Here is a 21,885-nt window from a genome sequence, read left to right as displayed (position 1 = left end):
AGGACGAATGCGAGCGTGGCGGAGCAGAACTCGCGAGTGGGCTTGCGCGACGAAGGCTCCCGGCCCGCCCTCCGGCCGGTTTCGCACGCCGGGACACGGCCCACGACAGACGAAACCGGGGCGCCCCCGGTCGGGGGTGCCCCGGTTTCGGCCGGTGAACCGGTGCGGCCCCCGGGGGCCGCACCGTACTCAGGCCCTGCTGGGCGCGTACTCGTTGAGCTTGGCCGCGAGCAGCTCGGGGACGAAGGCGTGGATCGCCGTGCCGTCTCCGGTGTGCTCCTCGCTGATGATGCGGCCTTCCTGGTGCACCTTGGCGATGAGGTCGCCCCGCGTGTACGGCACGAGCGCGTTGACCTCGTGCGCGAGTTCGGGCAGCGCCTCGGCGAGCGCCGCGACCAGTTCGGACACGCCCTCGCCGGTGCGGGCCGAGACCTCGACCATGTTCGGGTAGCGGGTACGCAGCACCTTGAGCACGTCCGGGTCGGCGGCGTCCACCTTGTTGACCACGATGAGCTCGGGCACCTCCCCGGCCTCGATGTCGGCGAACACCTCGTGAACCGCGCGGATCTGGCTCTCGGGGTCGGGGTGCGACCCGTCGATCACGTGCAGGATCAGGTCGGAGTCGGCGACCTCCTCCAGGGTGGAGCGGAACGCCTCCACCAGCTGGTGCGGCAGGTGCCGGACGAACCCGACGGTGTCGCTGAGGGTGAAGCCGCGGCCGTCGGGCGTGCGCGCCTGGCGGACGGTCGGGTCCAGGGTGGCGAACAGGGCGTTCTCCACCAGGACCCCGGCTCCCGTCAGCCGGTTGAGCAGGCTCGACTTGCCGGCGTTGGTGTAACCGGCGATGGCAACGGAGGGCACCTCCCGGGTGCGCCGGACGTCCCGCTTGACGTCGCGCGCGGTGCGCATGTGGGCGAGTTGACGGCGCAGCTTGGCCATCTTGTCGTTGATGCGCCGACGGTCGGTCTCGATCTTGGTCTCACCGGGACCACGCAGGCCCACGCCACCGCCGGCTCCGCCACCACCGGAGCCGCCGGCCTGCCGGGAGAGCGAGTCGCCCCAGCCGCGCAGTCGCGGCAGCAGGTAGCTGAGCTGCGCCAGTTCGACCTGGGCCTTGCCCTCGCTGCTGCTGGCGTGCTGGGCGAAGATGTCCAGGATCAGCGCGGTGCGGTCGACCACCTTGACCTTGACGACGTCCTCCAGCTGACGCAGCTGGCCGGGGGTGAGCTCACCGTCGCAGATGACGGTGTCGGCGCCGGTCGCCTCGACGATGTCGCGCAACTCGGCCGCCTTGCCCTTGCCGACGTAGGTCGCCGGGTCGGGCTTGGAGCGGCGCTGGGTGAGGCCTTCGAGGACGAGTGCCCCGGCGGTCTCGGACAGGGCCGCGAGTTCGGTGAGCGAGTTGTCGGCGTCGGTCTGGTTGCCGCTGGTCCACACGCCGATGAGCACGACGCGTTCCAGCCGCAGTGACCGGTACTCGACCTCGGTGATGTCGGTGAGTTCGGTGGAGAGCCCCTGCACGCGACGGAGCGCGTGGCGTTCGGCCAGTTCCATCTCCCCCTGGTCGGGGGCGTTCCTCGGGTCGTCGTGGCGGTCGCCGTCGGCCCTGCGGGTCGCGTCGGTTCCGTCGACCCCGTCCCCGATGGTGATCGCCTCGCGGAACGCGTCCTCGCCTGCGGCCTCGTGGCCGGGCTCGGAGCTTCCGCGGGTGTCAGCTGTATTCATATCCCTCCAGGTGGGTCAACGCGGCCGATCCCGTGATTCTTCCCGTGAGCGGCCTGCGGTGGGTGCCCTGCCGATGGTGGCACTTCGCCGCCACCGGGGCATCTCAATTATCGCAGGCCGGGTGAGACGCGACACTGCCCTTTTCGGGGCGTTGCGCAGTGGGGTGGTGACCCTCCGTCAATAATGGCTGAAGAAGTTCGAAACTTCCGAGCGGAAATTTTCGGAACCTTCACATGGCGGGAAACTTTCCGATCATGTGCCCAGGCAGCGGCGTTGACCGCACCGCGACGCTGACGGTAGCGTCGTTTTCCACATACCAAAAGCTTATTTCGTATTGCGGAAGGTTTCCATGGGCGCCACGCACGGGGTCGAGATCACCGGCCCCCTCCACGACCGGTTCGACGAGATCCTCACGGATGAGGCCCTCGCCCTCGTCGCCGAACTCCACCGCACCTTCGAGGAACGCCGCCAGGAGCTCCTCGTCGCGCGAAGGGCCCGCGAGGAGCAGGTCGCCGCGGGGACCGACCTCGACTTCCTCCCGGAGACCAAGCACATCCGCGAGGACGACAGCTGGCAGGTCGCCCCGCCGGCACCCGGCATCACCGACCGCCGGGTCGAGATCACCGGCCCCACCGACCGCAAGATGACCATCAACGCGCTCAACTCCGGCGCGAAGGTGTGGCTGGCCGACTTCGAGGACGCCAACACCCCGCTGTGGGAGAACATGATCGGCGGTCAGCTCAACCTGCGCGACGCCCTCGACCGCCAGATCGACTTCACCTCCCCGCAGGGAAAGACCTACGCCCTGAAGGAGGACGGCGAGCTCGCGACCATCGTGGTGCGCCCGCGCGGCTGGCACCTGGACGAGAAGCACATCCTCGTCGACGGACGGCGTGTGAGCGGCGGCATCGTCGACTTCGCGCTCTACTTCCTCCACAGCGCCGAGCGGCAGATCGCGAAGGGCAAGGGGCCGTACTTCTACCTGCCCAAGATGCAGAGCCACCTGGAGGCCCGCCTCTGGAACGACATCTTCGTCCTGGCCCAGGAGCGCCTGGGGATCCCGCGCGGCACCATCCGCGCCACCTGCCTGATCGAGACCATCCCGGCCGCGTTCGAGATGGAGGAGATCCTCTACGAGCTGCGCGAGCACTCCGCCGGACTCAACGCCGGCCGCTGGGACTACCTGTTCAGCATCATCAAGACGCACCGCACCCGGGGCCGCCGGTTCCTGCTACCCGAGCGCAACGCCGTGACCATGACCGCGCCGTTCATGCGCGCGTACACCGAACTGCTGGTCAAGACCTGCCACAAGCGCGGCGCCCACGCCATCGGCGGCATGGCCGCGTTCATCCCGTCCCGCAGGGACGCCGAGGTGAACAAGGTCGCCTTCGCCAAGGTCCGCGACGACAAGTCCCGCGAGTCCGGTGACGGGTTCGACGGTTCGTGGGTGGCCCACCCGGACCTGGTCCCGGTCGCCATGGAGATCTTCGACGGGGTCCTCGGCGAGCGTCCGCACCAGATCGACAAGAAGCGTCCCGAGGTCGAGGCGACCTCGGCGGACCTGCTCTCCGTCGACCGGACCCCGGGCGGCGTCACCCTCGCCGGCCTGAGCGGCAACATCAACGTCGCCCTCCAGTACCTGGCGGCCTGGATGGGCGGCAACGGGGCGGTGGCCATCCACAACCTGATGGAGGACGCGGCGACCGCCGAGATCTCCCGGTCCCAGATCTGGCAGTGGCTGCACAACGACGTCACCCTCGACGGCGGGGAGAAGGTCACCGCCGAGCTGGTCCGGCAGCTCATCGACCAGGAGCTCGCGAGCATCCGGGAATCCCACGGGGAGGCGTTCGACGAGGGCCTGTACCAGCAGGCCAAGGAGTTGTTCTCCGAGGTCGCCCTCGCCGACGACTACGTGGACTTCCTGACGCTGCCGGCCTACGAGCGCATGCCGTAGCCCGAGGTCGATTCCATAAAACGGAACAGTGTTTCCACTGCACCCCTTGCTCCGGCAGGGGGTGCGGTCGTACGTTCCCCTTGCGAGGCCGCAGCCGGGAAGGCGATCCCGGACCCACTTCTGTGGAACAGCCCGGGAGGCGCCATGCCCGAGACCGCACCCGCGACGCGGACCCCGGCGGCACTGGCCGCACTGGTCCCCCTCCTGCGGGAGATCTGCGGTGGGGACGGTGTCCTGACCGACACCTCCCGGCGCCGCACCTACGAGAGCGACGGTCTCACCCACCACCGGTCCGTTCCCGGTGTCGTCGTGCTGCCCACCACCGCCGAACAGGTCGCCGCCGTCGTCCGGCTCTGCGCCGACCACGGCGTCCCCTTCGTGCCCCGCGGGGCCGGCACCGGGCTCTCCGCGGGGGCGCTCCCCCACCCCGAGGGCGTCCTGGTCGTCACCTCGCGCATGCGCCGCATCATCGAGATCGACGTCGAGAACGAGTGCGCCGTCGTGGAGCCCGGGGTGGCCAACCTCGACGTCACCCGCGCCGCGGCCCCCCACGGGTACTACTACGCCCCCGACCCCTCCAGCCAGCAGGTGTGCTCGGTGGGCGGCAACGTCGCCGAGAACTCCGGCGGCGCCCACTGCCTCAAGTACGGGTTCACCGTCAACCACGTGCGGGGCCTCGACATCGTCACGCCCTCCGGCGAGCTCGTCAGCCTCGGCGGCCGCAGCCCCGACGCGCCCGGATACGACCTCATCGGCGCGTTCGTCGGCTCCGAGGGCACCCTCGGCATCGCCACCCGCATCACCGTCAACCTGACCCGCGCCCCGCAGAAGACCGTGACCCTGCTGTCCGCGTTCGCCTCGATGGACGCGGGCGGCCTGGCGGTCGGCTCCATCATCGCCGCCGGGGTGCTGCCCTCCGCCATCGAGATGATGGACGCGCTCGCCATCGAGGCCGCCGAACGTGCCGTGGCCTGCGGCTACCCCGAGGGCGCGGCCGCGGTACTGGTCGTGGAACTGGACGGCCCCGCCGAGGAGGTCGACGCCCAGCTCGTCGAGGTCACCCGGCTGTGCGGCGAGGCGGGCTCCTTCGAGACCCGGGCCGCCGACGACGCGGAGGAACGCGCCCGCATCTGGAAGGGCCGCAAGTCGGCGTTCGCCGCCGTGGGCAGGATCAGCCCCGCCTACATCGTCCAGGACGGCGTCGTCCCCCGCACCGCCCTGCCCGAGGTGCTGCGCCGCATCACCGAACTGTCGGAGTCCAGCGGCATCCGCGTCGCCAACGTCTTCCACGCCGGTGACGGCAACCTCCATCCCCTCGTCCTGTTCGACGACGCCGTGCCCGGCGCGGGGGACAGGGCGGAGGAGGTCTCCGGGGCCATCCTCGACCTGTGCATCGAACACGGCGGCTCCATCACCGGCGAACACGGTGTCGGCGTGGACAAGGCGTGCAAGATGCCGCGCATGTACGGGCCGGACGACCTCGCGACGTTCGACCTGTTCCGCCGGTCCTTCGACCCGGACGGCATCGCCAACCCGGACAAGCTGCTGCCCACGCCCCGCCTGTGCGGCGAACGGCCGGGGGTGCGCAGGGGCGTACACCCGCTCGTGGAGTCCGGGCGGGCCGAGCAGTTCTGAGGGGCGGCTCCGACGACGGGGGAGAGTACGTGACACGCGCCGAGATGCCGGACGTCGGGGGCTGTGCCCTGCGGAGGGGTTCCGCCGACGACGCGGTGGGGGCCGTCGTCCCCGGACACGTGGCACGGCCCGCCGACACCGACGCGCTCGGCCGGGTGATGGCGGAGTCCGAGAGGCACGGGCTGACCGTCCTCGCACGCGGCAACGGCACCGCCATGGACTGGGGCGGTGTCCCACGCGGCGCGGACCTGCTCGTGGACACCGCCGACCTGTCCTGGATCGACCACATCGCGGGCGACCTCGTCGTCGAGGCGGGCGCGGGCACCCCCGTCGCCGACCTCTTCGCCGTACTGGGAGCCGCCGGACAGCGCCTGTCCGTGGACCCCGTCCGCGAGGGCGGCACCGTCGGCGGCATGGTCGCCACGGGGGTGTGCGGCCCGCGGCGCCTGCTCACGGGCGCGCTGCGCGACCTGGTCATCGGCATGACCGTCGTACGGGCCGACGGGGTGGTGGCACGCAGCGGCGGCCGGGTGGTCAAGAACGTGGCCGGGTACGACCTGGCCAAGCTGCACACCGGCGGCCTCGGCACCCTCGGTGTGATCGCGTCGGTGGCCTTCCGCCTGCACCCTCTGCCGCCCGCCCTGCGACTGGTGTCCGCTTCCACGGCCTCCCGGGAGCACGCCGAGCGGATCGTGGCCGCCCTGCGCGCGACCACGGTCGTCCCCGCTGCGGTGGAACTCCACTGGCCCTCGGCCGACGGCTCCGGCGCGGACCGGCCCTCCCGTCCCCGCGGCCTCCGCGGCCCGCAGCTGCGCGTGGTGCTGGAGGGGACACCGGAGGGGTTGGACGTGCGGACCGCCACCGTGCTCGCGGTGCTCCGGGGGGCAGAACCGCGGAACGGCGCCGGCCCGAACGGGCCCCGGGTCGACCGGGACCTGCCGCCGGGGTGGGGGCTGCTCCCCGCCCGGGGCACGGTCGTCCGGGTGACCGTGCCACCGGCCGAGTCGGTGGCCGCCGCCGAGGCCCTGGTGGCCCCGGCCGCGACCGGGTACGGAACCGACACGCGGATCACCGGTTCGGTGCTGCGCGGGGCCCTCTTCGCCGCGTTCGCCCCGGGCACGCCCGCCGCGGCCGTGGCCGGGGCGGTGGCCGAGGTCCGTTCCCGTCCCGGCTGGTCGGCGACCCTGCTGCGCGCGGAACCGCACGTCCACGCAGCAGGCGTGGACCCGTGGGGCGAGATCCCCGGCCTGCCGCTGATGAGGGCCGTCAGGGACGCCTTCGACCCCGGCCGCCGCCTGGCCCCGGGGCGCTTCGCCGACGGCGACCGCACCGGTGGCCGCACCTTCCAGGACCCGGGGGAGAGCCCGTGACCGACCAGCCGACCGACGCCCCGCGCGGACGCGACCAGGTCTTCGGCGACCTGTTGGGCGAGTGCGTCCACTGCGGGTTCTGTCTGCCCACCTGCCCCACGCACGTGCTGTGGGGTCAGGAGATGGACTCCCCGCGCGGCCGCATCCACCTGATGTCCCAGATGCACACCGATGACGTCCTCACGCAGACGGCGGTCGGCCACTTCGACAACTGTCTGGGATGCTTGGCCTGCGTCTCGTCGTGCCCGTCCGGGGTGGCCTACGACGCTCTCATCGAGCACACACGGCACCGGGTCGAGGAGGAGCACGAACGGCCCCGGGGCGAGCGGGTGCTGCGGGGGGCGATCTTCTCCCTGTTCCCCTACCGGCGCAGGCTGCGCCTCATGCGGGGACCACTGCGTGCCTACCGGGCCACGGGGGTGTCCTCCCTCGTGCGCCGCTCGGGGCTGCTGGAGCGGATCTCCCCGGCCCTGGCCGCCATGGAGCGCATCTCACCGCCGCTGTCGCCTCCCCCTCCCCCGCTCCCCTCCCTCGTTCCCGCCGTCGGAAGGGCGCGGGCCCGGGTGGGCATGCTCGTCGGGTGCGTCCAGGGGGCGTTCTTCCCCGAGGTCAACACCGCGACCGCACGCGTGCTGGCGTTGGAGGGCTGTGACGTCGTGATCCCCCGTTCCCAGGGGTGCTGCGGGGCCCTCTCCGGGCACTCCGGGCGTCTGGAGGAGTCCGCCGGTTTCGCCCGGCGCCTCGTCGAGGTGTTCGAGCGGGCGCGCGTCGACCGGATCGTGGTCAACTCCGCCGGGTGCGGCTCCAGCATGAAGCACGTCGACCGCACCCTGGCCGAGGCGGGCGCGGACGACGTGGGGGTGCGGCGGGCGCGTGACCTGTCCGCGAAGGTCGTGGACCTCACCGAGTTCCTGGTGGACCTGGGCCCGCAGGCCGAACGCCATCCCCTCCCGCTGCACGTCGCCTACCACGACGCGTGCCACCTCTCCCACGGCCAGGGGATCACACGAGCGCCCCGCGCCCTCCTGTCGGGCGTGCCGGGCCTGCGCGTGTCCGACCTGCCCGACAAGGAGATCTGCTGCGGTTCCGCGGGCGTCTACAACCTGCTGGAGCCGGACGCCGCACGGGAGCTCGGCGACCGCAAGGGCGAGAACGTGGCCTCCACCGGGGCCGACGTGCTGGTGTCGGGCAACCCCGGATGCGCACTCCAGATCGCGTCCGCGATGGAGCGCGCCGGGAAACCGGTCGCTGTCACCCACACCGCCCAGGTCCTCGACGCGTCCCTGCGCGGGCTCACCGCCGACCAGCTGCTGGGGCGCTGACCGCGGCCGTCCACAGGTACGGGCCGGGGCTGCCCCCGCCGACCCTTCGTATGGTCTCCTGGAAGCAGGGGGGGGTCCCTCCCCCGCTCGCTCCGACGTGCCCAGGATCCGCCCCCGCCGCTGCCCGCCACCGCAGACCCCCACCGCTCCTCATGTGACTCACGCCATACGCATCCGCGCGGTTTCTTCCTCTCCCCCTCGAACAACGGCCGCCCTGCCGACACAAGGGGGTGACAGAGAGGAGTTGCCGATGGAGAGAGACCACGACGGCGACCCGTCCGCACACGCGGAGTTCAACGCGGTGTTCGAGAGGCACTATGACGCGGTGTACAACTACGCCCGTCGCAGGGTCGGCCCCGATCTGGCCGACGACGTCGCCTCCGAGGCGTTCGCCGTCGCCTGGCGGCGGCGGGACAGGGTGCCCGCGGACAGGGAACTCCCCTGGCTGTACGCCTGCGCCCGCCGCATCACCCTCGCCGCGCTGCGCGACATCCGCAAGCGGGGCGAGGTCCCCACTCCCCCGGACCAGCTCTGGCGGGACTCCCAGGACGACACCGAGCAGGTCATCCGGCGCCAGACCGCGCTCACCGCGCTGGCCGGGCTCTCCGACACCGACCGCGAGCTCGTGATGCTCGTGACCTGGGAGGGCTTGAGCAGCCGCGAGGCGGCCCGGGTGGTGGGCTGTGCCCCCGTGACCGCCCGGGGGCGCCTCCACCGAGCCCGCAGACGGCTCCAGGCGCTCCTGGACGACACCGCCCGGCCCGCCCCGGACACCCCTGACAGAGAGGACGCGTCGTGGACGACGTCACCGCGCTTCGCTCGATCCTGAAGGACACCGACCCCCGCGACGGGCGGACGACCGGTTTCTCCGGCCGCCAACGCGCACGCACGAAGGCCATCGCCATGCTCGACACCGCTCCCGCTCCGCGCCCCGTGTGGCGCCGGCTCCCCGTCCTCGCCGGCGCCGCAGGCCTCGTGGCCGCCACCACCGCCGCCGTCCTGGTGATCGGCACCGCGGGCGGCGGACCGGCGGGGATCCCCGCCGCGTACGCGGCACCGCCCGAACCCATCGACGTCGCCGCGGGCACACCCGAACCCGGCGCCGACCGGCTGCTCGCCCTCGCGGAGGCGGCCGAGAACGGGGACGACGCACCCGGCGACGGCGATGTCGCCCATGTCTCCTCGACCGGGCAGGAGCTGTTCGTCGTCACCAGCTTCGCCGGTGAGGAGCCCAGCGAGGACGACATGCGCAGCGCCGGCTTCATCCCCTACGACTGGCAGTACTGGCAGGGTCCCGGGGGCGGCGTCAGGGAGATCCGGGCGGCGGGAGAGGCGGAGGACACACAGGGCGACGTCGAGGAGCACCGGGAGTTCCTCGACAACCGGTCGGAGGACCACGAGGACACCCTGCACGAGAGCCTCGTGTTCCCGCGGGAGCTGCCCACCGGCACGGACTCCATGAGGCAGACCCTTCTCGACTGGGGACAGGACGACGTCCCGGCCGACAGCCCCGAAGCGGACGACGCCCTCGTCAACGCCCTGAACCACGTCTACGACCACCGTCCGCTCGACGGCGACGAGCTGGCCGCCACCCTGCGCGTCCTCGCCGGGTTCCCCGGCGTCCAGTACGCCGGCCCGACCCAGGACCCCATCGCCCGCGAGGGCGAACTCTTCCAGGTCAGGGTGGACCAGGGAACCCAGACCGACGAGTACCGGTACGTTCTCGACCCCGACACCGGTGCGGTGCTCTACCGTGACGTCACCCTGCTCGACGAGGAGCCCGCAGACTCCTCCCTCGACCAGCACGGGTTCGAACTCCCGGTGACCCTGTCCTACCGGACCTACCTCTGGTCCGGGTGGGTTGCGGAGATCGGTGACCGCCCCTGACCCGGGGCGCGACCGGGGCCGGCTCTCAGGCGACCAGGGAGGTCTCGCCCTCCGCCACGATGGCGGCGGGGCCGCTCAGCCTCGCTCCGTCGGAGTCCAGGAACACGGTGCACTCGCCACCGAGGACCCGTACACGCCAGGTGGCGCCCTCTCCGGCCGGGGTCGCCGCGGCCGCGGCTGCGACGATCCCGGTCCCGCAGGAGCGGGTCTCCCCGGAGCCGCGCTCGAAGACGCGCATCTCCAGGACACCGGGCTCGACCCTGGTGTACACCTCGACGTTGGCACCCGCGGGAAAGGCGTCGCGGTCCAGCAGGGGCGGCTCGGTCAGGTCCACGTCCGCGACGGATCCGGACACCTCGCAGGCCAGGTGCGGGTTGCCCACGGAGATCTGTGCCCCGTGCACCACCTGCCGGGCGAGCTTCGCCGACGACGTGCCCTGCCTCTCGACCCGGCCCATGTCGACGGTGATGCCGCCGTCGGCCTCGACCCGGGCCTCCTTGGCACCGTCCCTCGTCCCCACCTCGAAGACGTCTCCCTCGACCAGCCCGGCGTGCAGGAGGTAGCGGGCGAACACCCTCACCCCGTTGCCGCACATCTCCGCGACGGTCCCGTCGGAGTTGCGGTAGTCCATGAACCACTCCGCGCGTTCGGCGGTGCGTGCGGACGGCGCGAGCGCCTCGCCCAGGGCCCGTGTCCGCACCACGCGCAGGATCCCGTCACCGCCGATGCCCGCGCGGCGGTCACACAGCAGGCGGACGGCCTCCTCCGTGAGGTCGAGCTCCCCGTCGGGGTCGGGGAGGATCACGAAGTCGTTCTCTGTTCCGTGGCCCTTGGCGAATCGCATGCCGACCATCCTAGGCGCGGTCGCGGCGTGTCCCCGCCCCCGGATCCGGCGCCGGTGGCGGGCTCCACCGTACGGGTGCCGGTCCCGCGAACCGGACGAGGCAGGCCCCGGAATGACTACGCTGGAGGGATGATCAAGGTGATCGCGGTTGTGGGCCCGACCGCTGTGGGCAAGTCGGATCTCGCCGTCGAGGTGGCCCTGCGTCTCGAGGAACGCACGGGACGCCGGGGCGAGGTCATCAACGCCGACTCCATGCAGCTCTACCGCGGCATGGACATCGGCACCGCCAAGCTCGGTGAGGCCGAGAGACGCGATGTCCCCCACCACCTGCTGGACGTCTGGGAGGTCAGTGAACCCGCCGACGTGGCCAGTTACCAGGACATGGCCCGCGAACGCGTGGAGGACTGCGCCGACAGGGACGTCATCCCCGTCCTCGTGGGCGGTTCGGGGCTCTACGTCCGAGCGGTGCTGGACCACCTGGAGTTCCCCGGTACCGATCCCGACGTGCGGGCCCGCCTGGAGGCGGAGCTGGGCGACGTGGGACCGGGGGTGCTCCACGCACGGCTGGCGGAGGCCGACCCCGCGGCGGCGCGCACCATCCTGCCCGGGAACGGTCGGCGGATCGTGCGTGCGCTGGAGGTCATCGAGCTGACCGGGCAGCCGTTCACCGCGAACCTGCCGGACCACACGTCCTTCTACCCGTGCACGCAGATCGGCGTGGCCTCCCCCCGCCCCGAACTGGACGAGCGCATCGACGCCAGGGTGGAGCGCATGTGGGACCAGGGCCTCCTGGACGAGGTCCGCGCCCTGGACGAACAGGGTCTGCGCGAGGGCCGTACGGCGTCCCGCGCCCTCGGGTACGCCCAGGCCCTGGCCCAGCTCGACGGCGAGATGTCCGCGGAGGAGGCGAAGGCGGCCACCGCCCAGGCGACCCGGCGCTTCGCCCGCCGCCAGGAGTCGTGGTTCCGTCGCGACCCCCGGGTCCGCTGGCTGCCCTACGACGCTCCGGACCTGGTCGAGCGCACCCTGGCCCAGGTGGAGACGGCGCTGTCCGGCACCCCCGAGGAGCCGGGGGAGGCCCTGGTCGACGTGGCGACGCTGGTCCCGCACGCACAGCGCCACGGCGGATAGCCCCCAGGTACGACCCGCGGTCTCGAAGGACCGGACCCCGGCGGGGTCCGGTCCTCTTCGTCATGGACCCCTTGTCCCCGGGGCCTCCGTCGCCTACTTTGACCATGTGACCAGATTACAAAACGGGTCACAGAGTCAGGGAACGAGGTGGGGATATGGTCGTCGCGTCAACATGCGTGGTCAAGCCGTACCCCGCCCGTCCCGGACTCGCAGGAGCACACCGTGACCCCGTCGACCGACTCGCCTCCGAGCACCTTCACCGCACCCTCCCCCCTTGCCGCCGAGGCAGTCGGCACCGAACGGGAACTGCGTGCCGACCGCATCCTGGACGCGGCGGAGGAGCTGCTGGTGGCCTGGGGACGCCGCAAGATCACCATCGAGGACGTCGCCAGGAGGGCGAAGGTCGGCAAGGGCACCGTCTACCTCCACTTCGCCACCAAGGAGGCCCTGCTGCTCACGGTGGTCATGCGGGCACAGCTCGGCCTGATGCGACAGGTCCTCGACTTCGTCGGCCGCTCACCCGACAACGTGCGGCCCAGCGAGGTCGCCCGGTCCCTCTACCTGAGCCACCTCGACTCACCGCTGATGCGGGCCGTCTTCACGGGCGGCACCGAATCCCTCGGCCACCTCTCGCGCGACGCGTCCACCCTGGTCGGAGAGACCGTCCAGGAACGCCGGAGGGCCATGGCTGCCTACTGGGACGTGCTGCGCGACCTCGGGCTACTGCGCTCCGACCTGCCCGTCGACAACCAGTTGTACGCCTACAACGCGCTCGTCCTCGGTCACCTGGTCACCCCTCCGGTCCTGGAGGAGCAGGGGCTGCACGTGCCCGGCCACGGCGAGCGCGCCGACCTCATGGCGCAGAGCATCCGGCTGCTCCTGGAACAGGACGCCGCCCCCGAGAACACGCGCAAGGCCCAGACCAGGGCCCTGGAGGTCTTCTCCGACCTCGACAGGACCATGCGCTCGGAGATCGAACGGCTGAAACAGACACCGCGCACCACCTGACACCGCCCTAGGAGTGCCCATGCCGGCCACACCCCCGCCCGCCCGTGACGACCTCATCGACCTGCGCTCCCCCGAGTTCGCCGCCTCCCCCTTCCCGGTGATCGAGCGGGTCCGCGCGGCGGGCGGTTCGGCCCCCGCCCTGTTCGTCGACACCCTGGAGGCCGTCCTCTTCGTGCACGACGAGGACGTGCGCACCATCCTCGGCGACCGCCGGTTCGTCCTCGACCCCGCCAACATCAGGGGGGCGGCCGCCGCCACGCGCTCCGAGGCCCTCAACGGGCTGGGGATCCGCCCGGACCTGGTCACCTATCTGACCGAGTCCCTCCTCGACAAGGACGCCGAGGACCACACCCGGCTGCGCAAGCTCGTCTCGCGGACGTTCACCGTGCGCCGTGTCAACGCGATGCGGCCCCGGGTCCAGCAGATCACCGACGACCTGATCGCCCGGCTCCCCGACCTCACCGACGGGGACGGGGTCGTGGACCTCATGCCGCACCTCGCCTACCCGCTGCCCATCGCGGTCATCTGCGAACTGGTCGGGGTCCCGGCGGAGGAGCGCCCCGCGTGGCGGTCCTGGAGCGACCAGCTGTCCGCGTTCGACCCCGCCCGCCCCGAACTCATGAACAGCGCGCTCGGCGAGATGATCGAGCACATCAAGGGCATGCTCGCCGCACGGCGCGCGGAGCCGACCGACGACCTGCTCGGCGCCCTGGTACGGGCCCGCGACGAGGACGGCGCACACCTCAGTGAGACCGAGCTCATCACACTGGTGTTCACACTGGTCATCGGCGGTCACGAGACGACCGCGCACCTGCTCGGCAACGGCGTCCGCGCCCTGCTCGACCACCCGGCCCAGTGGGGGATGCTCCGCCAGGACCCGGGGCTGCTGACCCCGGCCGTGCACGAGATGCTCCGCCACGGCGGCACAGCGGTGATCGCCAAGGCCAGGTACGCCGTCGAGGACGTCGAACTGAGGGCCGGTCGCGTCGCCGCAGGACAGCGCGCCATCGCGGTCATCGGGGGTGCCAACCGCGACCCGGCCGTCCACCCGGACCCCGACCGGTTCGACATCACGCGCCACCACGGCAGGCCGGGAGAGGCCCACGTGGGCTTCGGCCACGGCATCCACTACTGCCTGGGTGCCGCGCTGGCCCGCCAGGAGGGGGAGGTGTGCGTCGGGTCGCTGGTCGCGGCCCACCCGGACCTGTCACTGGTCCCCGGGCGCGAGCCCCGACCGGCAGCGGCCCCCGGCGCCCTACGCCTGGACAGCCTCCCGGTCCGGCTCTGAAAGGAACCGCCGGGTCCTCTGGGGTGGGACATGCCGGGCCGGGCACGTTCGCGTCCCGGCCCGGCGTTCTCAGGCGTCGCAGCACCCGCCGGCGGCGGCGGGCTGCTCCGCCGGGACGCCGATCCGGGGCATCCCCAGCAGGACCTCGGGTTTGGCGGCCTCGACCGGCCGACCGTTCCGGGCCGCCCAGGCGTCACCCGAGCGGGTGCGGCGCAGCCCGCGGATCCCCGAGTCGGACACCAGGTGGTGCGGTGCCGCGTAGGTGACCTCGACGGTCACCACGTCCCCGGGGCGCGGCTCCTCGCCCCCGCCGACCGCGAAGTGGACCAGGCGGTTGTCGGGGGCGCGACCGGACAGGCGGCGGTGCTCGCCGTCCTTCTTGCCCTCGCCCTCGGAGACCAGCAGGTCGACCTCGCGGCCGACCAGCTTCTTGTTCTCCTCCCAGGAGATCTGGTCCTGCAGGTCGACGAGCCGCTGGTAGCGGTCCTTGACGACCTCGGGCGGGACCTGGTCGTCCATGGTGGCGGCCGGGGTCCCGGGGCGCTTGGAGTACTGGAAGGTGTACGCCATCGAGAAGCGGGCCTCGCGGACCACGTGGAGGGTCTGCTCGAAGTCCTCCTCCGTCTCCCCGGGGAAGCCCACGATGATGTCCGTGGTGATCGCGGCGTGCGGCATGGCGGCGCGCACCTTCTCCACGATGCCGAGGAAGCGCTCCTGGCGGTAGGAGCGGCGCATGTCCTTGAGGACCTTGCTGGACCCCGACTGCAACGGCATGTGCAGCTGCGGCATGACGTTGGGGGTCTGGGCCATGGCCTCGATGACGTCGTCGGTGAAGTCACGCGGGTGCGGGGAGGTGAAGCGCACGCGCTCCAGCCCCTCGACCTCGCCGCAGGCGCGCAGCAGTTTGGAGAAGGCCTGGCGGTCGCCGAAGCCGCTGCCGTAGGCGTTGACGTTCTGACCGAGCAGGGTGATCTCGCTGACGCCCTCGTCGACGAGGGCGCGCACCTCGGCGAGCACGTCTCCGGGTCGGCGGTCCTGCTCCTTGCCGCGCAGGGCGGGCACGATGCAGAAGGTGCACGTGTTGTTGCACCCGACGGAGATCGACACCCACGCGGCGTACGCGGACTCGCGGCGGCTGGGGAGTGTGGAGGGGAAGTGCTCCAGGGACTCGGCGATCTCCACCTGCGCCTCGCGCTGCACGCGGGCGCGCTCCAACAGCGTGGGCAGCGAACCGATGTTGTGGGTGCCGAACACGACGTCGACCCAGGGCGCGCGGCGCACGATCTCGCCGCGGTCCTTCTGGGCCAGGCAGCCGCCGACGGCGATCTGCATCCCGGGGTTGGCGTCCTTGACCGGGCGCAGGTGCCCGAGGTTGCCGTAGAGGCGGTTGTCGGCGTTCTCCCGGACCGCACAGGTGTTGAAGACGACGATGTCTGCGGCGGTGTCCTCGGCTGCACGCGCGTACCCAGCGTCCTCCAGCAGACCGGAGAGGCGCTCGGAGTCGTGGACGTTCATCTGGCAGCCGTAGGTCCGCACTTGGTAGGTACGACTCTGGCTCACGGATCCAGGCTATCCCGTGCGGCGCACCGCACGGGGCCCCCGCCCGCCCGCTCCCGGACACGCAGCGTCACCTCAGCCTCCACCGAGGTCCCGCCCGACGCATATCGCCACGGAACGGAAGCGGTTTCCGGGGTGACCGATAGTCGGCGTCCTGCATCGGAGATGCCACAGAGCGAACACTCAGAGTGGCAAAATCAAACCGAACGACGTTCACTGGTAACGTTTCCAGTCGTGAGTCTGTAACAAGTACGCCACCGCCAATTCGGGTGGCGTTTTCGGGGTGACAGTGCTCGTCGAACCCACTAAGTTCCCCACATGACATCAACTCCTCTCGTCGTGCTGGAGAACGTCAACAAGCACTTCGGCGACCTTCACGTGCTCCAAGACATCAATCTGACGGTTAACTCCGGCGAGGTGGTAGTCGTCATCGGACCGTCCGGGTCCGGAAAGTCGACTCTGTGCCGGGCGATCAACCGTCTGGAGACCATCGACTCCGGGGTGATCACCCTGGACGGGGAGCCCCTTCCGGCAGAGGGGCGCGGCCTCGCCAAGCTCCGCAGCGACGTCGGCATGGTGTTCCAGTCCTTCAACTTGTTCGCGCACAAGACCGTGCTACAGAACGTGACGCTGGGCCCCACCAAGGTCCTGCGCCAGTCCAAGGCCGACGCCGACAAGCGCGGCATGGAGCTTCTGGACAGGGTCCAGATCGGCAACCAGGCGAACAAGTACCCCGCCCAGCTCTCCGGCGGGCAGCAGCAGCGTGTGGCCATCGCGCGTGCCCTGGCGATGAACCCCAAGGTGCTCCTCTTCGACGAGCCCACATCCGCGCTCGACCCGGAGATGGTCCAGGAGGTCCTGGACGTCATGACCGACCTCGCGACCGAGGGCATGACCATGGTCGTCGTCACCCATGAGATGGGCTTCGCCCGTCGCGCCGCCAACCGCGTGGTGTTCATGGCCGACGGCCAGATCGTCGAGGAGAACACGCCGGACGAGTTCTTCACGAATCCCCGGTCCGAACGGGCCCAGGACTTCCTGTCCAAGATCCTGTCCCACTAGGTCTCCCCTTTTTCCTCCCCATTCCCCTGTCTCCTGACGAACTCAAGGAAGAGGTCCCGACATGCGAGTCGGACGAATCAGTAGCATCCTGGGCGGCGCCGCGGCCCTGTCCTTCGCCCTCACCGCCTGTGGCACCGCCGACGTCGGCGGCGGCGGCGACGAAGGCGAGAGCGAGGGCGGTGGCGAGACCATCACCATCGGTGTCAAGTACGACCAGCCCGGCCTCGGCCTCCTGGAGGGCGACGCCCCCGTCGGCTTCGACGTCGACGTGGCCACCTACATCGCCGGCGAGCTCGGCTACTCCCCCGAGCAGATCAACTGGGAGGAGGCGGCCTCCGCGAACCGCGAGTCCTTCCTCCAGCAGGGCACCGTCGACATGGTGATCGCCACCTACTCGATCACCGACGAGCGCCGCGACGTCGTCGACTTCGCGGGCCCGTACTACGTCGCCCAGCAGGACATCCTGGTGGCCGCCGACAACACCGAGATCGAGGGCCCGGAGGACCTGGAGGGCCAGGTGCTGTGCTCGGCCTCCGGCTCCCGCTCGGCCAACAACATCGTCGACGACATGGGCATCGACGCCGAACTGCGCGAGGCCGGCAACTACTCCGAGTGCCTGGAGCTCCTCGGTAACGGCACCGTCGACGCGGTGACCACCGACAACACCATCCTCGCGGGCTTCGCCGCGCAGAACCCCGACACCTACCGGATGGTCAACAACCCGTTCGGCGAGGAGAAGTACGGCGTGGGCCTGCCCGCCGGCTCCACGGAGCGCTGCGAGGAGGTCAACGCGGCCATCACCAAGATGTGGGAGGAGGGCGCCACGACCGACGCCCTGGAGACCGCCTTCGGCGCCACCGACTTCGCCTTCGAAGAGGAAGTTCCCGCGATCGAGGACTGCGCCTAAGTCCACCCCGTACTGACCGCGTGCCCGCGGCGGGGCCGGATTCCAGACCCGCCGCGCGGCCCTTGACCAGCTGGGACCCATGGAAGCCTTTCTCAGCAATATCGACAGGGTTGTCGACGGTTTCTCATGGACCGTCCGGCTCACCCTCCTCAGCGCCCTCTTCTCCTTCGTCCTGGGCATCCTGCTCACCGCGATGCGGGTCTCCCCCGTACCGCTCCTGCGCGCCCTCTCCACGGCCTATGTGGAGGGCGTCCGGAACACCCCCCTGACCCTGGTTCTCCTGTTCTGCGGGCTGGGCCTCAACAGCGCCCTCGGGCTGAGCCTGTCCGGCACGGTCGCGATGGACGTGTTCTGGTGGGCGGTCATCGGGCTCTCCGCCTACACCGCCTGCTTCGTCTCCGAGTCGCTGCGCTCGGGCATCAACACCATCCCCCTCGGTCAGGTGGAGGCGGCCCGCTCCCTGGGTCTGACCTTCACCCAGAACCTGCGGCTGATCGTCATTCCGCAGGCTCTGCGCACCGTCGTCGGCCCGCTGGGCAGTGTGCTCATCGCGCTGACAAAGAACACGACCGTCGCCTCCGTCGCGGGGCTGGGCGTTCAGGAGGCGTCCAGGGAGATGAAGCTCATGTTCGACCAGGGCATCGCGCCGGTCCTGCCGACCTTCGCCGGCTTCGCGATCGGTTTCCTGATCCTGACCCTGCCGACGGGCTACCTCTTCGGCTGGCTCTCCAAGCGCCTGGCGGTGGTTCGATGAGCACGCAGAGTGTCCTCTTCGACGCCCCCGGGCCCAAGGCCCGTGCGCGCAACGTGCTCTACACGGTCGGCACGCTGATCCTGTTCGCGATCGGCCTGGCGATCCTGTACCTGGGCTTCAACCGCACCCTCACGGAGCGGGAGACGGGCCTGTTCGACCCGGCGACCTGGGCGGTCAACCCGACCGGGCAGTGGACGGCCGACAAGTGGGAGCCGTTCCTGCGGCCCGCCACCTGGACCGACTACGTCATCCCGGGTCTGCAGAACACCCTGACCGCCGCCCTGACCGCCGCGGTGCTGGCCATCGCGTTCGGTCTGGTGTTCGGCATCGGCCGCATGTCGGACCACTGGTGGATCCGCATCCCGTCCGGGGCGATCGTGGAGTTCTTCCGCGGCATCCCGCTACTGATGCTGATCTTCTTCACGATGGCGCTGCCCATCGTGGCGTACCAGGTGTTCGACATCCCCACCGGCACGTTCCAGGTGACGGCGCTGGTCGCCGTCGTCGCAGGTCTGACCCTGTACAACGGGTCGGTGCTGGCGGAGGTGTTCCGCGCGGGTGTGCTGGCAGTCCCCAAGGGGCAGTCCGAGGCCGCGCAGGCCGTCGGTATGACGAAGAGCCAGAACATGTGGCTCATCCTCATCCCGCAGGCCATCACCTCGATGATGCCGGCGATCGTCGCGCAGCTGGTGGTCCTGCTCAAGGACTCCGCGCTGGGCTACATCGTCGCCTTCCCGGAACTGCTGCGCAGCTTCACGCTGGTGGCGACCCGGGAGAGCAACGTGATCCCCGCGGCGATCATCTGCGCGATCATCTACATCGTCATCAACCTGTCCCTGAGCCGGTTCGCGATCTGGCTGGAGCGCCGCAACTCGCGTCGCGGCAGGCCCTCCGCCAAGCCCACGGCCGCCGGTGGCGCGCCCGTGACGGTCAAGACCGAACCCGAACCCGGACCCGGCGCCCAGGCCGCGCCGGGCGAAGGGGCCGGCAAGGACGACGGCCCAAAGGACCGGCGGGACTGACCCCCGCCCCAGGCCGCCACGGCCCCGTACACGCCCCCGCGGCGTGTGCGGGGCCGCCGTCTTTCACACTCCGGACACGGCGCCCGCCGGGACTGCACAGGAACCCTTGTGAGGACTAAGGTCGACATGTCATCTGATCGAACCCACGACCCATCCTGAGCGGGACATGTCTGAACTGTCGAGCCCCTACGGCTCCTGGCCATCGCCCATCAGCGCCGGCGACGTCGCCCGAGGAGTGCGCCGGATGGCGTTCCCCTCCGTCGTGGGCGGCGAGGTCTGGTGGGAGGAGGGCCGTCAGGAGGAGGCGCGGACCACCCTCATGCGGCGTGACGCCGACGGGACGGTGACCGACCTGCTGTCCGCGCCCTGGAGCGCGGGCACGAGGGTCCACGAGTACGGGGGGCGCGCCTTCCTACCCGTCCCACGACGTGACGACAAGGCCACCGCCCGCGTGGGTGTCGTGTTCTCCCAGTCCTCAGATCAGCGTCTCTACCTCCTGGAGCGCGATGCGAGAGAGCCGGTCCCCCTGACCCCCGAGCCCGGGGAGCCCGCGGCGCTGCGCTACGCCGACCCCGCGCTGAGCCCGGACGGTCGCAGTGTGCTGTGCGTGCGCGAGGAGCACGCGGCCGGCGGGGTGCGCCGGTCGATCGTCGCGGTGCCGCTGTCCGGTCGGGGCGCCCAGGACCCGTCCGCGGTACGCGAACTGGTGTCCGGGGCGGACTTCTACGCCTCCCCCACGCCCTCGCCGGGCGGCGGCCGCCTGGCGTACGTCCGCTGGAACCACCCGCGTATGCCCTGGGACGGCAGCGAGCTGCGCGTGGGCGCGCTGGGCGAGTCGGGTCTGTCCGCCGAGTACACGATCAAGGGCGGCACGGACGAGTCCGTGGTGTCCCCCGCCTGGGTGGACGACACGGCCCTGTACGTGGCGTCGGACTGGCCCGGCTGGTGGAACCTGTACCAGGCGGGCACGACCGGGCAGCCGATCGCCCTGTACCCCGCGGAGGAGGAGTTCCACGCGTCGCCGGGGCGGCTGGGCAACCGCTCGTTCTGCGTGTTGGAGTCCGGGAAGGTCGTGGCCCTGCACGGGCACGCCGACCCGGCACCGAGCGTGTACGACCCGGACACCCTCGACCTGACACCGGTCGGGACCGACCTGACCACCTGGGGGATGCTGGACACGGACGGGCACTCGGTGGTGGCGGTCGCCTCCTCCCCGACCGAGCCCCCGTGCCTGGTCCGGCTCGACCCGGTCTCCGGCCTGGTGGAGGTGCTGCGCCGGTCCTGCGAGGAGTCGCCCGACCCCGCCTACCTCCCCGTGCCGAGGCAGGAGCGGCTCCCCGGGCGCTACGGAGCGTCCGTACACGCCAACGTGTACCCGCCGACCAACCCCGGTGCCGGGGCCCAGGGACCCGCGCCGTACGTGGTGTGGGCGCACGGCGGCCCGGTGTCGGTGAGCACGTTGGAGTTCGACCTGGCCAAGGCGTACTTCACCAGCCGCGGGATCGGCGTGGTGGACGTCAACTACGGAGGGTCCACCGGGTACGGACGCTCATACCGCAAGCGCCTGCACAAGGAGTGGGGCGTGGTGGACGTGGAGGACTGCGCCGCAGCCGCGCGGGCCCTCGTGGACCAGGGGATCGCCGACCCGGAGCGGCTGGCGATCCGGGGCCCGAGCGCGGGCGGGTACACGGCGCTGATGGCGCTGACCGGGGACACCTTCGCGTGCGGGGTGTCGCTGTTCGGGGTCACCGACCTCCTGGGGTTCACGGAGAGCACCCACGACTTCGAGTCCCGTTTCCTCGACTCCCTGGTCGGCACGCTCCCGGGGTTCGTGGAACGGTACCGGGAGCGGTCGCCGGTCAACCGGGCCGGGGAGATCGGTGCGCCGGTCCTGCTGCTGCAGGGACTCGACGACCCCGTTGTCACACCGGACCAGGCCTTCTCGATGGCGACGGCGCTGGGGCGCAACGGGACCCCGTACGCCCTGTTGGAGTTCGAGGGGGAGGCGCACGGGTTCACGTCGGAGGACGTCCGTGTCCGGGCCCTGGAGGCGGAGCTGGCCCTCTACGCGCGGGTGTTCGGTTTCTCCGCGGACGTCGCCCCGCTGGAGCTGGTGACCACCCCGCCGGAGCCTCGCCCCGTACCGGAGCCGGAGGACACCGACCCCTCGGGAGCCGGTGCGGAGGCGGGACCGGAGGACACCGCGGACGGGTCGGCCGAGGGCGGGGGCTCCCCGCGGGGAGCCTCGGACGCCGAGGGTCGAGACGGTGCCGGGGAGCAGGCGGCGCACCCCGCGGGAACGGCAGGTCCCCCCACCTCCGGGTGAGCGGGCGGGACGGGCGTCACCCTCGGGTACGGGGCTCCCCCCGGTACGTGGTGGCGCGGAGCGGGACACCGCCCGGCCGACCGGGGCACCGGC

17 protein-coding genes are annotated in these 21,885 nt (G+C 71.3%); 14 read left to right on the top strand and 3 right to left on the bottom strand.

Annotated features, from left to right (window positions below; all coding sequences use genetic code 11):
- Window positions 1–189: 189 nt before the first annotated feature.
- Window positions 190–1,725 carry a GTPase HflX gene (hflX, locus tag ACFWTE_RS13565; protein WP_378779657.1) on the bottom strand — a complete coding sequence of 512 codons (1,536 nt, stop codon included), beginning with the start codon at window positions 1,723–1,725 and terminating at the stop codon, window positions 190–192.
- Between the two features lie 349 nt (window positions 1,726–2,074).
- Here hflX and aceB point away from each other — a divergent pair, with 349 nt between their 5' ends.
- The 6 genes from aceB (at window position 2,075) to ACFWTE_RS13535 (ending at window position 9,893) form a co-directional block, all read left to right on the top strand.
- The gene (gene aceB, locus ACFWTE_RS13560) at window positions 2,075–3,679 is read left to right on the top strand and encodes a malate synthase A (RefSeq protein ID WP_378779656.1); all 1,605 of its coding nucleotides are present in this window, start codon (window positions 2,075–2,077) and stop codon (window positions 3,677–3,679) included.
- Between the two features lie 144 nt (window positions 3,680–3,823).
- Window positions 3,824–5,314: an FAD-linked oxidase C-terminal domain-containing protein gene (locus tag ACFWTE_RS13555; RefSeq protein ID WP_378779655.1), complete on the top strand. Its 1,491-nt coding sequence runs from the start codon at window positions 3,824–3,826 to the stop codon at window positions 5,312–5,314.
- A 29-nt stretch (window positions 5,315–5,343) separates the two neighbouring features.
- A complete protein-coding gene (locus ACFWTE_RS13550) occupies window positions 5,344–6,684 on the top strand; it encodes an FAD-binding oxidoreductase (RefSeq protein ID WP_378779654.1) in 1,341 nt (446 codons plus the stop codon).
- Complete coding sequence (locus ACFWTE_RS13545) at window positions 6,681–8,006, top strand: (Fe-S)-binding protein (RefSeq protein ID WP_378779653.1); 1,326 nt, start codon at window positions 6,681–6,683, stop codon at window positions 8,004–8,006. The genes ACFWTE_RS13550 and ACFWTE_RS13545 overlap by 4 nt, the downstream gene beginning before the upstream one ends.
- A gap of 250 nt (window positions 8,007–8,256) precedes the next feature.
- On the top strand, window positions 8,257–8,835 hold the full coding sequence (locus ACFWTE_RS13540; protein ID WP_378779652.1) for an RNA polymerase sigma factor: 579 nt from the start codon (window positions 8,257–8,259) through the stop codon (window positions 8,833–8,835).
- Window positions 8,802–9,893, top strand: coding sequence for a CU044_5270 family protein (locus ACFWTE_RS13535; RefSeq protein ID WP_378779651.1), 1,092 nt, complete (start codon window positions 8,802–8,804; stop codon window positions 9,891–9,893). Before ACFWTE_RS13540 ends, ACFWTE_RS13535 begins: the two co-directional genes overlap by 34 nt.
- 25 nt (window positions 9,894–9,918) lie before the next feature.
- Here the strand turns inward: ACFWTE_RS13535 and dapF are convergent, their stop codons facing one another.
- Window positions 9,919–10,746, bottom strand: a complete 828-nt coding sequence (gene dapF / locus ACFWTE_RS13530; protein WP_378779650.1) for a diaminopimelate epimerase — start codon at window positions 10,744–10,746, stop codon at window positions 9,919–9,921.
- Window positions 10,747–10,866: 120 nt separating this feature from the next.
- Here dapF and miaA point away from each other — a divergent pair, with 120 nt between their 5' ends.
- The 3 genes from miaA to ACFWTE_RS13515 all read left to right on the top strand — a co-directional run bounded on the left by miaA (window position 10,867) and on the right by ACFWTE_RS13515 (window position 14,164).
- Window positions 10,867–11,868: a tRNA (adenosine(37)-N6)-dimethylallyltransferase MiaA gene (miaA, locus tag ACFWTE_RS13525; RefSeq protein WP_378779649.1), complete on the top strand. Its 1,002-nt coding sequence runs from the start codon at window positions 10,867–10,869 to the stop codon at window positions 11,866–11,868.
- 222 nt (window positions 11,869–12,090) lie between these two features.
- A complete protein-coding gene (locus tag ACFWTE_RS13520; protein ID WP_378779648.1) occupies window positions 12,091–12,876 on the top strand; it encodes a TetR/AcrR family transcriptional regulator in 786 nt (261 codons plus the stop codon).
- A 19-nt stretch (window positions 12,877–12,895) separates the two neighbouring features.
- Entirely contained in the window at window positions 12,896–14,164 is a 1,269-nt protein-coding gene (locus tag ACFWTE_RS13515) for a cytochrome P450 (RefSeq protein WP_378779647.1), read from the top strand.
- A 69-nt stretch (window positions 14,165–14,233) separates the two neighbouring features.
- Here the strand turns inward: ACFWTE_RS13515 and miaB are convergent, their stop codons facing one another.
- Window positions 14,234–15,700: a tRNA (N6-isopentenyl adenosine(37)-C2)-methylthiotransferase MiaB gene (miaB, locus tag ACFWTE_RS13510; RefSeq protein ID WP_378779668.1), complete on the bottom strand. Its 1,467-nt coding sequence runs from the start codon at window positions 15,698–15,700 to the stop codon at window positions 14,234–14,236.
- Window positions 15,701–16,039: 339 nt separating this feature from the next.
- Between miaB and ACFWTE_RS13505 the strand changes: the two genes are divergently transcribed.
- The 5 genes from ACFWTE_RS13505 to ACFWTE_RS13485 all read left to right on the top strand — a co-directional run bounded on the left by ACFWTE_RS13505 (window position 16,040) and on the right by ACFWTE_RS13485 (window position 21,792).
- Window positions 16,040–16,783, top strand: a complete 744-nt coding sequence (locus ACFWTE_RS13505) for an amino acid ABC transporter ATP-binding protein (RefSeq protein ID WP_378779646.1) — start codon at window positions 16,040–16,042, stop codon at window positions 16,781–16,783.
- A gap of 61 nt (window positions 16,784–16,844) precedes the next feature.
- Window positions 16,845–17,690, top strand: a complete 846-nt coding sequence (locus ACFWTE_RS13500; RefSeq protein ID WP_378779645.1) for a glutamate ABC transporter substrate-binding protein — start codon at window positions 16,845–16,847, stop codon at window positions 17,688–17,690.
- A gap of 79 nt (window positions 17,691–17,769) precedes the next feature.
- Window positions 17,770–18,444, top strand: coding sequence for an amino acid ABC transporter permease (locus ACFWTE_RS13495; RefSeq protein ID WP_378779644.1), 675 nt, complete (start codon window positions 17,770–17,772; stop codon window positions 18,442–18,444).
- The gene (locus ACFWTE_RS13490) at window positions 18,441–19,466 is read left to right on the top strand and encodes an amino acid ABC transporter permease (RefSeq protein ID WP_378779643.1); all 1,026 of its coding nucleotides are present in this window, start codon (window positions 18,441–18,443) and stop codon (window positions 19,464–19,466) included. The genes ACFWTE_RS13495 and ACFWTE_RS13490 overlap by 4 nt, the downstream gene beginning before the upstream one ends.
- Window positions 19,467–19,632: 166 nt before the next feature.
- Window positions 19,633–21,792 carry a S9 family peptidase gene (locus ACFWTE_RS13485; RefSeq protein ID WP_378779642.1) on the top strand — a complete coding sequence of 720 codons (2,160 nt, stop codon included), beginning with the start codon at window positions 19,633–19,635 and terminating at the stop codon, window positions 21,790–21,792.
- The last annotated feature ends 93 nt before the right edge of the window (window positions 21,793–21,885 follow it).

It is taken from the genome of Nocardiopsis sp. NPDC058631 (genome assembly GCF_042716955.1).
Taxonomy (GTDB): Bacteria; Actinomycetota; Actinomycetes; order Streptosporangiales; family Streptosporangiaceae; genus Nocardiopsis.
The sequence above is the reverse complement of the archived record's forward strand: the minus strand, read 5'-3'. Positions and strand labels throughout refer to the sequence as shown.